Genomic DNA, 10,928 nt, shown 5'->3' with positions numbered 1-10,928 from the left:
CTGGGGCCGATCTCGGTCTCTCGGGGTGCTGCAGCGCTCCAGGGCACCGGGGTCGACTCCAGGAGCAGCGCCGTCCACAGGGTCGCCGTCCTCCACCGTCGCGCCCGACGACCGTCAGCGGGGTCGCCGGTCAGCGACGGTCCTCCGGTGCCCGAGCTCCCGTCCCGCCTCGTCCTCCGTACCGACGCCCTCCAGGAGGGCTTCTCCGACGACGAGATCGGACGCCTCACCCGGCGCCGGGACTGGGTCCGGCTGCGCCGCGGCGCCTACCTGGACGGCCCGGCACCCGAGAACGGCGCCGTCCGCCACCGGCTGCTGGTGCGGGCGACGCTGGCGGCACTGCGGCGGCCGGCCGTCGTGAGCCACCAGTCGGCCGCCGTCCTGCTGGGCCTGCCGCTGTGGAGTGTGCCGCTGCAGCGGGTGCACGTCACGCGGCGGCCGCCGGCGTGGAACGACGCCAGCCGGGCGCTCGTGGTCCACGTCGGCGAGCTCGACGACGACGAGGTGGTGCACGTCGGCGGCACCCCGGTCACCGCTCCCGCGCGGACCGCCGTCGACCTCGCCCGCGCGCTGCCCTTCGAGCGGGCCGTGGTCGTCCTCGACGCGGCGTTGCACGACGGCGTCTGCAGCGAGACGGCGCTGGCTGCGGCGGTGGAGCGCGCCGGCGGACGGCCCGGCGTGCGTGCGGCGAGCCGAGCGGTGGCCTTCGCGGACGGGCGCAGCGAGAGCGTCGGCGAGAGCCGCAGCCGGGTGCTGCTGCACCGGCTCGGTCTCTCCCCGACCGGGCTGCAGTTCCCGGTGCACGCGGCCGACGGGCCGCTGCTGGGCCGGGCGGACTTCGTCTGGGAGGACCGCCGGGTGGTGGGTGAGTTCGACGGAGCGGTGAAGTACGGGCGGCTGCTGCGGCCCGGCCAACACCCCGGCGACGTCGTCTTCGAGGAGAAGCGCCGGGAGGACGCCATCCGCGACGAACGCTGGGGCGTCACCCGGTGGACCTGGGACGACCTCGCCGCCCCGGCCCGCCTCGGCGCCCGGGTCCGCCGGGCTCTGGTCCGCGGCGGCTGACCACTCCTGGGGTGTTCCTCGTCCCTCGGGAGTCCTGCAGGACCCCAGGAGGACGAGGAACACCCCAGGAGGGCCTCAGAAGGGCAGGTCCTCCAGCATCTCGGTGACCAGGGCGGCGATCGGCGAGCGCTCGGACCGGGTCAGCGTCACGTGCGCGAACAGCGGGTGCCCCTTGAGCTGCTCGACCACCGCGGCGACGCCGTCGTGCCGGCCCACCCGCAGGTTGTCCCGCTGGGCGACGTCGTGGGTGAGCACCACCCGCGAGCCCGAACCCAGCCGCGACAGCACGGTGAGCAGCACCCCGCGCTCCAGCGACTGCGCCTCGTCCACGATGACGAACGAGTCGTGCAGCGACCGCCCGCGGATGTGGGTCAGCGGCAGCACCTCGATCAGCTCCCGCGAGGCGATCTCGTCGAGCACGTCCCTGGAGACCAGCGCGCCGAGCGTGTCGTAGACGGCCTGCGCCCAGGGCGACATCTTCTCGCCCTCGCTGCCGGGCAGGTACCCGAGCTCCTGCCCGCCGACGGCGTACAGCGGCCGGAAGACGACGACCTTCGCGTGTGCCCGCCGCTCCATCACCGACTCCAGCCCCGCGCACAGCGCCAGCGCCGACTTGCCCGTCCCCGCCCGCCCGCCGAGCGAGACGATGCCGATCTCGGGGTCGAGCAGCAGGTCCAGCGCGATCCGCTGCTCGGCCGAGCGCCCGTGCAGCCCGAACGCCTCCCGGTCGCCGCGGACCAGGCGCACCTGCTTGTCCGGCGTCACCCGGCCCAGCGCCGACCCGCGCGAGGACAGCAGCACCAGCCCGGTGTGCGCCGGCAGCTCCGCGGCGGCCGGCAGGAGGGCCTCCCCGGCGCCGTAGAGCGCGTCGAGCTCGGCGTCGTCCACCGACAGCTCGGCCATCCCGGTCCACCCGGCGTCGACGGCGTCCAGCGCGCGGTACTCGTCGGTGTCCAGGCCGACCGCGGCCGCCTTGACCCGCAGCGGCACGTCCTTCGTGACCAGGCAGACGTCGCGGCCCTCGGCCCGCAGGTTGAGCGCGACGACCATGATCCGGCTGTCGTTGCTGTCGTTGCGGAAGCCGGCCGGCAGCACCGCCGCGTCGCTGTGGTTGAGCTCCACGTGCACGGTGCCGCCCTCCTCGCCGACCGGCACGGGCGCGTCGAGCCGGCCGTGGGCCACCCGCAGGTCGTCGAGGAAGCGCAGCGCCTGCCGCGCGAACCAGCCCAGCTCGTGGTGGTGCCGCTTGTCCTCGAGCTCCCCGATGACCACCAGCGGCAGGACCACGTCGGCGTCGCCGAAGCGCAGCAGCGCGCCGGGGTCGGAGAGCAGGACGGAGGTGTCGAGGACGTACGTGCGGCGAGCGGTCACGAGTGCACTCCCGTGGGGCGCGGCGCGCCCCGGCTCGAAGGGAACCGGGCCCCGGCACAGGGGCCGGGCACCGGCCCCCAGGTCGACGAACTCGTCCGCACCCACCGGGCCTCCCGTGGACGGCGGAGCTGGCCCGTCGTCCACCCCGGACGCTAGAGCGGGGAGGTGACGGTCACATGACGGACGGGAGGCGTGTCCTCCGTCGGAGGGACCACCGGTCCCAGCCGCCCCACCCGTCGGGGTCAGCCGCGGCGGCGGTCGCGGGTCCCCGGCGGCCACGGCTGCTGCCAGGACGCCGGCATCTCCCGGGTCGGCGCCGGGCGGCCCGGGAGCGGGACGTCCTCCCGCGGCGGCCAGCCCCGCAGGTCGTCCCGGGTCCCCTCGTGGACCCGCCGCACCCGGGCCCGCGCCCGGCGCCGGGGCCGCAGCGCCACCACCGCCCAGAGCACGGGGACGAGCAGCACCGGCCACTGCACGGAGAGGTCGCCGAAGCGCACCAGCCCGGCCAGCAGCAGCGCGAACAGCCAGCCCGCCGTCCACAGCCCCAGGACGCGGGCCTCCCCCGGATCACGGCGGGACACGGGCTCAGCCGGCCGGCAGCTCGGCGGTGACGACGGCCGGGGTCAGCGGCTCGTCGAGCAGGCGGAGGAAGCGGTCGGCGACGTCCTGCCCGGCCGGCCGGGCCGCCAGCCAGCGGTGCAGCAGGTCGTAGCCCTCCACGTAGGTGGTGATGTAGGCGCGCCACAGCGGGTGGGTGAGGAAGCGCAGCTGCTGGCGGGCCCGCTCGGCGCTGACCAGCGACCAGCGCTGGATGTAGGCGACCACCTCGTCGGCGTCGGCACCTCGGTCGTGCAGCAGGACGGCGGCGTCCTGGCGCACCCGGTTCAGCGGCGCGGCGGCCGCGGCGATCCGCTCGGCGAGGTGCCCGTCGAAGCGCAGCCCGAGGTCGCCGAGCACGTCGGCGGCCCACGGCCCCCAGCCCGCCCCGATCGAGGCGTCGACGCCGAGGTCGGCCAGCCCCTCGGCCATCAGGCACTCGGGGGTGTTGACCAGGAACACGGTGTGCTCGAGGTGCCCGGCCCGCTCCACCAGCCCGCGCTCCTTGCGGCAGTGCTCGGTGTGGTGGCCGGGGTAGGACTCGTGCGCCACCAGGTGCGGCAGCTGGCTCAGGCGGTGCGGCAGGTCGGCGTTGATCGCCACCCGGGACCGGTAGTCGCCCTCGTAGTAGTTGAAGCCCGACCACGGCTTGTCGGTGACGACCTCGTAGCGCACCGTCTCGGCCTCGGGCAGGCCGTAGCGGCCGCGCACCCGGTCGCGCAGCGCGCTGGACAGCGCGTGCACCGCCTCCCCCAGCCGCTGCGGCGGGCACTCCTCGCGGCGGCGGTGCGCGGCGTACCGCTCGGCCAGGCCGCCCTCGCCGGGCAGCAGCGCGTCGAGGTCGGCGTGCGCGGCGGCGTAGTCGGCCGGGTCGCCGAGGGTGAGGTCGACCTGGAAGTAGCTGCGCACCTCGTCGAGGAAGCCCACCGGCTCGCCGCTCATCTTCCGGGCGCTGCACTCCAGCCCGGTGAGCTGGCCGCGGACGAACCCGGCCCGGTCGGCGGGCAGCCCGGAGGCGTCGAGCTCGCGCAGCAGCGCCCGCGCCTGGTCGCGCAGGCCCTGCGGCGTCGGCGCCGGCTCGCTCTCCACCTCGGCGCGGATCCGCTTCTCGCCGGTGTAGGCGTCGACGAAGCCGGCCTCCAGCCGGTCGAAGCGCAGGCCCAGCCGGACGTACTCGAGGGGGACGTCGACGGTGCCGGAGGCCATGCGCCCGAGTCTGTCACCCACCGAACCGGCGGTGCCGCGCAGCGTAGGCCCGCAGCGCACGCAGGAAGTCCACGCGGCGGAAGTCGGGCCAGTAGACGTCGGTGAAGTAGAACTCCGAGTGCGCCGTCTGCCAGAGCAGGAAGCCCGACAGGCGCTGCTCGCCGCTGGTGCGGATGACCAGGTCGGGGTCGGGCTGGCCGCGGGTGTAGAGGTGCTCGGCGATGTGCTCGACGTCGAGCACGCCGATGAGCTCGTCGAGCGTCGTCCCCCGGCTGGCGTGCTCGGCCAGCAGCGAGCGGACGGCGTCGGCGATCTCCCGCCGCCCGCCGTACCCGACGGCGAGGTTGACGTGGGCGCCCGGGCGCCCGCGGGTGACCTCCTCGGCCTCCTTGAGCACCGCGACGGTCTCGGCCGGCAGCAGCCCGAGCGCGCCCACCGGCCGCAGCTGCCAGCGCCGGTCGGGCGCCGACAGGTCCTCCGCGACGCCCTCGATGATCCGCAGCAGCGGGGTCAGCTCCGGCTCGGGCCGGGAGAGGTTGTCGGTGGAGAGCAGGAAGAGGGTGACCACCTCCACGCCGGCCTCGTCGCACCAGCCGAGGAAGGAGGCGATCCGGTCGGCGCCCCGGCGGTGGCCGGCGTTGGGGTCGAGCAGGCCGGTGGCCCGCGCCCAGCGCCGGTTGCCGTCGATGATCGCCCCGACGTGCCGGGGGACGTCGGCGCCCACCAGCTGCCGCGCCAGGCGCCGTTCGTAGACCTGGGTCAGAGCGTCGCGGACCCACTGGCGCGCCCCCACGCTGGACACAGTAGGCCCCCGGCCGCACACGTTCCGCAGCCGTCCCGGCGCGCCCGGCCCGGAGCCCGCGGCACTGCCGGGGAGCTCACAGCTCGCCGGCGGTGCACCCCTCCCGGGAGCTCCGTAACCTCGGTCCATGACCGCCGCTGCCGACGACCGCGAGCCCGTCCGGGTGCAGGCCGACGGCGCCGAGATCGAGGCCCCGCGCGGCCCCGCCGTCGCCGCCGTCCTCGACGAGGGCCAGGAGGTCGAGCGGACCTGGACCGCCGAGGACTTCGCCGACGGCGACTGGGAGCACCCCGACACCCGTCCGCGGATGCGCGGCTGGCTGCACCTGTTCGCCTTCTTCGGCGCCGTCGTCGCCGGCGCGGTGCTCGTGCCGCTGGGCGCGGTGCTCGGCGCCCGTGCCGGGTTCTCCGTCGCCGTCTACTGCGTGACGATCTGCGGGCTGTTCGGCATCAGCGCGCTCTACCACCGGCGGCGCTGGTCACCGCGCGGCTGGAAGCTCATGAAGCGGCTCGACCACTCGATGATCTTCCTGTTCATAGCGGGCACCTACACGCCGTTCTCGCTGCTCGCCGTCGACCAGCCCACCGGCTACTGGGTGCTCGGCGGGGTCTGGGCGGGCGCGCTGGCCGGCGTCTGCCTCAAGCTCTCCTGGCCGACGGCGCCCCGCTGGCTCGGGGTGCCGCTGTACGTGGGCCTGGGCTGGGTCGCCGTCTTCATCCTCACCGACATCCTGCACATCGCCGGCGTCACCTCGCTGGTGCTGCTCGCCGCCGGCGGGCTGCTGTACACCCTCGGCGGGGTGGCCTACGCCGTCCGGTGGCCCAACCCGGTGCCCGGCGTCTTCGGCTACCACGAGGTGTTCCACGCGATGACCATCGTGGCCGCGATCTGCCACTACATCGCCGTCTACTTCGCGATGTACAACTCGCCGTTCGTCGGCTGAGGGAGGACCTCCCCGCCCCCCCCCCACCACTCGCACGCTCGCGGCGGGCCCCTGCGGGGAGGCCGGTCAGGCGAACAGCGGGCGGTCGTCGAAGCGGCGGGACAGGCGGCCGGCGGTGCGCCAGGCGCGGGCGACGAGGTCGCGGTCCTCGTCGGTGACCAGGTTGCCCATCACCCGCAGCGCCACGGTCATCAGCGCCCGCGAGCGCATGCCGACCGGCCCGGCCGCGGGCAGGAAGCGCGGCACGGTGAGCAGCCCGGCCAGCCGGCGGGCGACGGAGAACGCCTCGCCGTAGTGCTCGCGGAGGATCGCCGGCCAGGCCGGCGACCAGTCGTCGCTGCCGAGGAGGTCGACGACGGTGCGCCCGGTCTCCAGCCCGTAGTCGATGCCCTCGCCGTTGAGCGGGTTCACGCAGCCCGCGGCGTCGCCGACCAGCGCCCAGTTGCGCCCGGCCACCCCCGACACCGCCCCGCCCATGGGCAGCAGCGCCGACGCCGGCGTCTCGACCGGACCCTGCAGCCGCCAGTCCTCGCGGCGGGCGTCGGCGTACACCTCCAGCAGCGACTTCAGCGCCACCCCGGCCGGGCGCCGGGCGGTGGCCAGCGTGCCGACGCCGATGTTGACCTGCCCGGCCTCGGCACCCAGGGGGAACACCCAGCCGTAGCCCGACAGCAGCTCGCCCTCGGCGCCGCGCAGCTCCAGGTGCGAGGAGATCCACTCGTCGTCCGCCCGGCCCGAGCGCACGTAGCCGCGGGCGGCCACGCCGTAGGCGGTGTCGCGGTGCCACTCGCGGCCGAGCACCCGGCCCAGCGGGGACCGGACGCCGTCGGCCACGACCAGCCGCCGGCAGCCGACGGTGACCGTCTCCTCCCCCGCCGTCTCGAGGACGACGCCGGTCACCCGGTCGCCGTCGCGCTCGACGTCGACGGCCCGCGCGCCCTCCAGCGGCGCCGCCCCCGCCGCCAGCGCGCAGGCGCGGATGCGGGCGTCGAGCTCGGTGCGCGGCACCGCGCTGCCGTGGTCGGGGAAGGCCCCGCCGGGCCACGGCAGCTCCCAGGTCCGGCCGAAGCCGGCGGCGCGCAGCCCGCGGTTGCGGGCGCGGGACCGGGCCCAGTCGCCGAGGCCGAGGCGGTCGAGCTCGGCGACCGCGCGCGGGGTCAGCCCGTCGCCGCAGGCCTTGTCGCGGGGGAAGACGGCCGCGTCGGCGAGCAGCACGTCGTGCCCGGCGCGGGCGGCCCAGGCGGCCGCGGCGGACCCGGCCGGACCGGCCCCCACCACGAGCACGTCGGTGGCGGCGGGGACGGCGGCAGCGGCGGGCACGACGTCCAGTGTCCCTGGTACGCGTCCGGCGCTAACCGAACAGGGGGAACCTGGCCGCGACCTGCCCCAGCGCCGCCCGGTCGGCGTCGGTCAGCGGCTCGCGGCCGGTGCCGCGCCGGGCGGCCGTCACGTCGTCCCACCCGGCGGGCAGCGGCGCGCCGAGGAGCCCCTCGAGCACCCGCCGCACCTCGGCCAGCGCCGCGGCCGGCGGCCCGGGCCGGTCCAGGTGCGCCACCAGGTCGAGGTGGTGGACGGCGGCCTCGACGGCGAGCGTGGAGCACAGGTCGCCGGCGGGCAGCACCCACCCCTGGGTGCCCAGCAGCTCGTCGGGCCGTGTCCGCCCGGCGGCCACCCCCACCGCCGCGACCAGCTCGGCGTACACGGGCGCCAGCTCGGGCAGCCCGGTGGTGGCGCTGGCCCGCACGCGGGTGCGCCACGCGGTGTCGGCGTCCTGCCCGGCGGTCGGCCGCCAGGACCGCCAGTAGGCGACGGCGTCGGTGGTGGGCGGGCCGCCCGCCGGGGTGGCCAGCGCGACCAGGCCCCGGCGGGCGTCGTCCACCAGGTGCAGGGTGAGGTCGAGGACGGCCCAGCCGGCACACCCGCTGGGCTGCCAGCCCTCCTCCGGCGCCAGGTCGGAGACGGTGGCCGACAGCGCGCCGTAGGTGGACCGCAGCAGTTCCGGGCTCACCCCGGCAGCGTCGCAGAGGTCACGGCTGCGGGCCGCGCGCCCGGACCTCCTCCACCGAGGCCATGGCCTCGCGCAGCTCGGTCAGCCAGCTGTCGGCGTTGCGGCCGACCAGGCGGACCGCCCACACCAGCGCCTCGGAACGGGAGCGGGCCACCCCGGCGTCGACCAGCGTGTCGAGGACCAGCCGCTCGGGCTGGCGCAACCGGGTCATCACCGGCACCGAGGCGTTCGTGAACACCTCGCGGGCGTCGCCGCACGCGGCGCCCCAGGCCACCGAGCGGCCGTAGCGGGCCTGGGCGGCGTCGGCGACGGCCATGCGCTGCTCGCGGGTCTCCTCGCGGAACCGGGCGATCCGCCCCGCGCGGGCGGCGGCGGGGTCGCCCTCACCGGCGTCGGGCTCGGCCAGGGTGCCGACGACGGTGATCTCGTCGCGGTCGACGGTGATCTCCACGGGAGCGGTGAACCAGCCGTCGGGCAGCCGCCCGGCGAACCAGCCGGCGACCTCGGCCCGGTCGACCGGGGGTGGCCCCTCGGCGCCGCGGCCGCGGCCTCCGGGCCCGCGTCCGCGGAAGCCGGCGCCCGCGCGGGCGAAGGGAGAGTCGGCGAAACGGTGGTGTCCGTGCACGAGGGCCTCCTCGGGTGCGTGCTTGATTACACGCTTACACGGTAGCGCCGGGTGGCCACCTGAGCACCACGCCCAGAGCGAACACCGGTGACGGTGGGTGGCCCGACGGTGACGACGGCAGGATGTGCTCGACCGCGCCGTGTCGACGGCATGGTTCCTCGTGGAGATGTGCTTATCGGTGAAGCAAAACCTCGACAGGTGTGGACACTTCCCGCCATGGCGTGACGGTGCGTGTCGGTGGACTCTCTCCTCGTCCGCACCACCCGCCCCCCTGACCCCGGGAGCCCGCCATGAGCACCACCCGCACCCGCTCCGCCGTCGTCCTGGCCGCCGCGGCGGCCGCCGTCGCCGGTGGCGTCCTGCCCGCCTCCGCCGCAGCTGCGTGCAGCACGGCGTGGGGCTCGCTGCCGGAGTCCGCCGTCGAGGACGGCGGCGGCACCCTCGACGGGGTCCGCGCCGGCCGGCACGACTGTTACGACCGGCTGGTCCTCGACCTCGACGGGGTCGACGCGTCCGACGTGTCCTACGACGTGCGCTACGTCCGCGAGGTGCTCCAGGACGGCTCCGGCGAGCTCGTCCCGCTGCGCGGCGCGGCCGACCTGCAGGTGTTGGTGCACACGCCCGCGTACACCAGCAGCGGCGTGCCGACCTACGACCCCGCGAACGACGCCGAGGCGGTCGACGTGACCGGGTACAGCACCTTCCGCCAGGTCGCGTGGGCGCAGTCCTTCGAGGGCGAGAGCACCCTCGGCCTCGGCGTCCGCGCCCGGCTGCCGTTCCGGGTGCTGGTCCTGGACGGCCCGGGCGACGGGTCGCGGCTCGTCGTCGACGTGGCGCACCACTGGTGAGCCGCGGGGCGGCCCGCCGGCGTCAGTGCGCCGGCGGGTCCGTCCGGCCGCCGTCCCCGCGCTCCGGGCGGGGGCCCTCGATGGCGCGGGGCGCCCGGCGCAGCGTGTCGAGCAGGTCCTGCCCGGGCTGCCGCGGTCGGTCGACCAGCTCGGCCGGGGTGTCGGGGACGACGACCGCGGGCCCGTCGTCGTCGGGGGCGTCGAAGCTGCGCGGCAGCCGCTTGAGGTGCCCGCTCATCGACTTCACCAGCAGCGCGGCGGCGACCAGCAGCACGAGGACCAGGAACAGGCCCAGCGGGCCGGACTTGCCGACGTCCTCGGGCAGCTGCTCCTCGGCGGCCAGCACGCCCTGCGCGAGGACGCCCTGGACGAGGACCGCGGTCACGGGACCGGCACCTCGCTGCGGATGCCGGCGAACAGGTCGTCCTCGGGCACGGTGGAGTCCACCAGCGAGCGGGCCAGCTCGTAGTCCTCCGTCGGCCACACCCGCTGCTGCAGGTCCATCGGGCAGGCGAACCAGCGGCCGTGCGGGTCGATCTGGGTGGCGTGCGCGATCAGCGCGGCGTCGCGCACCGGGAAGTACTCGGCGCAGGGCACCCGGGTGGTCACCCGGTGCGACATGTCCCGCTCGGGGTCCCAGTTGGCCAGCCACTCGGCGTACGGCGACTCGGCACCGGTCTCGAGCATCGCCTCGTGCAGCGCCCGCGTGCGGGTGAGCGTGAAGCCCATGTGGTAGTAGAGCTTGCTCGGCTGCCAGGGCTCCCCCAGGTCGGGGTAGCGCTCCGGGTCACCGGCCGCCTCGAAGGCCAGCACCGAGACGTCGTGCGTCTTGACGTGGTCGGGGTGCGGGTAGCCGCCGCGCTCGTCGTAGGTGAGCACGACGTGCGGGCGGAAGCGGCGGATCAGCTCGACGAGCGGGGCGGCCGCCTCCTCGGTGGGCACCAGCGCGAAGCAGCCCTCGGGCAGCGGGGGCAGCGGGTCGCCCTCGGGCAGGCCGGAGTCGACGAAGCCGAGGAACTCCTGCTCGACGCCCAGGATCTCGCGGGCGCGCGCCATCTCCTCGGCGCGCAGCTGCGGCAGGCGCTCCCACACCTCGGGCCGGTCCAGCGCCGGGTTGAGCACCGAACCGCGCTCGCCGCCGGTGCACGTCGCCACCATCACCTGGACGCCCTCGGCGACGTACTTCGCCATGGTCGCCGCGCCCTTGCTCGACTCGTCGTCGGGGTGGGCGTGCACGGCGAGCAGGCGCAACGGGTCTGCTTCGGTCACCGGACCAGTGTCCCCCGAGTCGACGGCGCGACGCCGCGGACCCGGCCATCCGGACGGTGGATGTGCTGCTCGTCACTGTGTTCCCCGGTACCTCCCACGTCCCCGGACCGGTCCTCGGGTCCGTGCGTCCCGCCGTCGGCCGGTGTTAGCTTCGTCGGATCGACGTCGCCGCCTCTCGACCGGGAGGCAGCTCC

General features: G+C 76.0%; 12 protein-coding genes. 3 read left to right on the top strand and 9 right to left on the bottom strand.

Annotated elements, in window-relative coordinates; all coding sequences use genetic code 11:
* The first annotated feature begins 147 nt into the window (after window positions 1-147).
* Window positions 148-1,065: a hypothetical protein gene (locus tag BLQ97_RS08375; RefSeq protein ID WP_091365058.1), complete on the top strand. Its 918-nt coding sequence runs from the start codon at window positions 148-150 to the stop codon at window positions 1,063-1,065.
* Window positions 1,066-1,140: 75 nt separating this feature from the next.
* On the opposite strand, the gene phoH2 is transcribed toward BLQ97_RS08375, so the two are convergent.
* From phoH2 to BLQ97_RS08355, 4 genes are all read right to left on the bottom strand, one after another.
* The gene (gene phoH2, locus BLQ97_RS08370; RefSeq protein WP_091365783.1) at window positions 1,141-2,436 is read right to left on the bottom strand and encodes an RNA 5'-3' helicase PhoH2; all 1,296 of its coding nucleotides are present in this window, start codon (window positions 2,434-2,436) and stop codon (window positions 1,141-1,143) included.
* Between the two features lie 242 nt (window positions 2,437-2,678).
* Window positions 2,679-3,017 (bottom strand): hypothetical protein, encoded by a 339-nt coding sequence (locus BLQ97_RS08365; RefSeq protein WP_091365056.1) that lies wholly within the window; start codon window positions 3,015-3,017, stop codon window positions 2,679-2,681.
* A gap of 4 nt (window positions 3,018-3,021) precedes the next feature.
* Window positions 3,022-4,239 carry a DUF885 domain-containing protein gene (locus tag BLQ97_RS08360; protein WP_091365054.1) on the bottom strand — a complete coding sequence of 406 codons (1,218 nt, stop codon included), beginning with the start codon at window positions 4,237-4,239 and terminating at the stop codon, window positions 3,022-3,024.
* 13 nt (window positions 4,240-4,252) lie between these two features.
* Window positions 4,253-5,032, bottom strand: a complete 780-nt coding sequence (locus BLQ97_RS08355) for an isoprenyl transferase (protein ID WP_091365782.1) — start codon at window positions 5,030-5,032, stop codon at window positions 4,253-4,255.
* Window positions 5,033-5,168: 136 nt separating this feature from the next.
* Between BLQ97_RS08355 and trhA the strand changes: the two genes are divergently transcribed.
* Window positions 5,169-5,984, top strand: a complete 816-nt coding sequence (gene trhA / locus BLQ97_RS08350) for a PAQR family membrane homeostasis protein TrhA (RefSeq protein ID WP_091365052.1) — start codon at window positions 5,169-5,171, stop codon at window positions 5,982-5,984.
* Between the two features lie 66 nt (window positions 5,985-6,050).
* On the opposite strand, the gene BLQ97_RS08345 is transcribed toward trhA, so the two are convergent.
* From BLQ97_RS08345 to BLQ97_RS08335, 3 genes are read right to left on the bottom strand one after another with little or no spacing between them, the layout of a single operon-like run.
* Window positions 6,051-7,304: a geranylgeranyl reductase family protein gene (locus BLQ97_RS08345; protein ID WP_091365050.1), complete on the bottom strand. Its 1,254-nt coding sequence runs from the start codon at window positions 7,302-7,304 to the stop codon at window positions 6,051-6,053.
* A 31-nt stretch (window positions 7,305-7,335) separates the two neighbouring features.
* Entirely contained in the window at window positions 7,336-7,992 is a 657-nt protein-coding gene (locus BLQ97_RS08340; RefSeq protein WP_091365049.1) for a maleylpyruvate isomerase N-terminal domain-containing protein, read from the bottom strand.
* Window positions 7,993-8,011: 19 nt separating this feature from the next.
* The gene (locus BLQ97_RS08335) at window positions 8,012-8,617 is read right to left on the bottom strand and encodes a hypothetical protein (RefSeq protein WP_091365047.1); all 606 of its coding nucleotides are present in this window, start codon (window positions 8,615-8,617) and stop codon (window positions 8,012-8,014) included.
* Window positions 8,618-8,907: 290 nt separating this feature from the next.
* On the opposite strand from BLQ97_RS08335, the gene BLQ97_RS08330 reads away from it, so the two are divergent.
* On the top strand, window positions 8,908-9,465 hold the full coding sequence (locus tag BLQ97_RS08330; protein WP_091365045.1) for an AMIN-like domain-containing (lipo)protein: 558 nt from the start codon (window positions 8,908-8,910) through the stop codon (window positions 9,463-9,465).
* Between the two features lie 22 nt (window positions 9,466-9,487).
* On the opposite strand, the gene BLQ97_RS08325 is transcribed toward BLQ97_RS08330, so the two are convergent.
* Together BLQ97_RS08325 and mca are read right to left on the bottom strand one after the other, a co-directional pair.
* Entirely contained in the window at window positions 9,488-9,850 is a 363-nt protein-coding gene (locus BLQ97_RS08325; protein WP_245691972.1) for a hypothetical protein, read from the bottom strand.
* Window positions 9,847-10,734 carry a mycothiol conjugate amidase Mca gene (mca, locus tag BLQ97_RS08320; protein WP_091365044.1) on the bottom strand — a complete coding sequence of 296 codons (888 nt, stop codon included), beginning with the start codon at window positions 10,732-10,734 and terminating at the stop codon, window positions 9,847-9,849. The genes BLQ97_RS08325 and mca overlap by 4 nt, the downstream gene beginning before the upstream one ends.
* Window positions 10,735-10,928: the final 194 nt, after the last annotated feature.

Source organism: Geodermatophilus telluris (assembly GCF_900102745.1).
In the GTDB taxonomy this organism is placed as follows: domain Bacteria; phylum Actinomycetota; class Actinomycetes; order Mycobacteriales; family Geodermatophilaceae; genus Geodermatophilus; species Geodermatophilus telluris.
Note: the sequence above shows the minus strand (reverse complement) of the source record. Positions and strands in the feature narration are given on the sequence as shown.

Excerpts from the sequence above, each read along its gene's own strand:
- BLQ97_RS08360 (WP_091365054.1), bottom strand. The coding sequence starts at position 4,239 with ATGGCCTCCGGCACCGTCGACGTCCCCCTCGAGTACGTCCGGCTGGGC.
- trhA (WP_091365052.1), top strand. The coding sequence starts at position 5,169 with ATGACCGCCGCTGCCGACGACCGCGAGCCCGTCCGGGTGCAGGCCGAC.
- BLQ97_RS08330 (WP_091365045.1), top strand. The coding sequence starts at position 8,908 with ATGAGCACCACCCGCACCCGCTCCGCCGTCGTCCTGGCCGCCGCGGCG.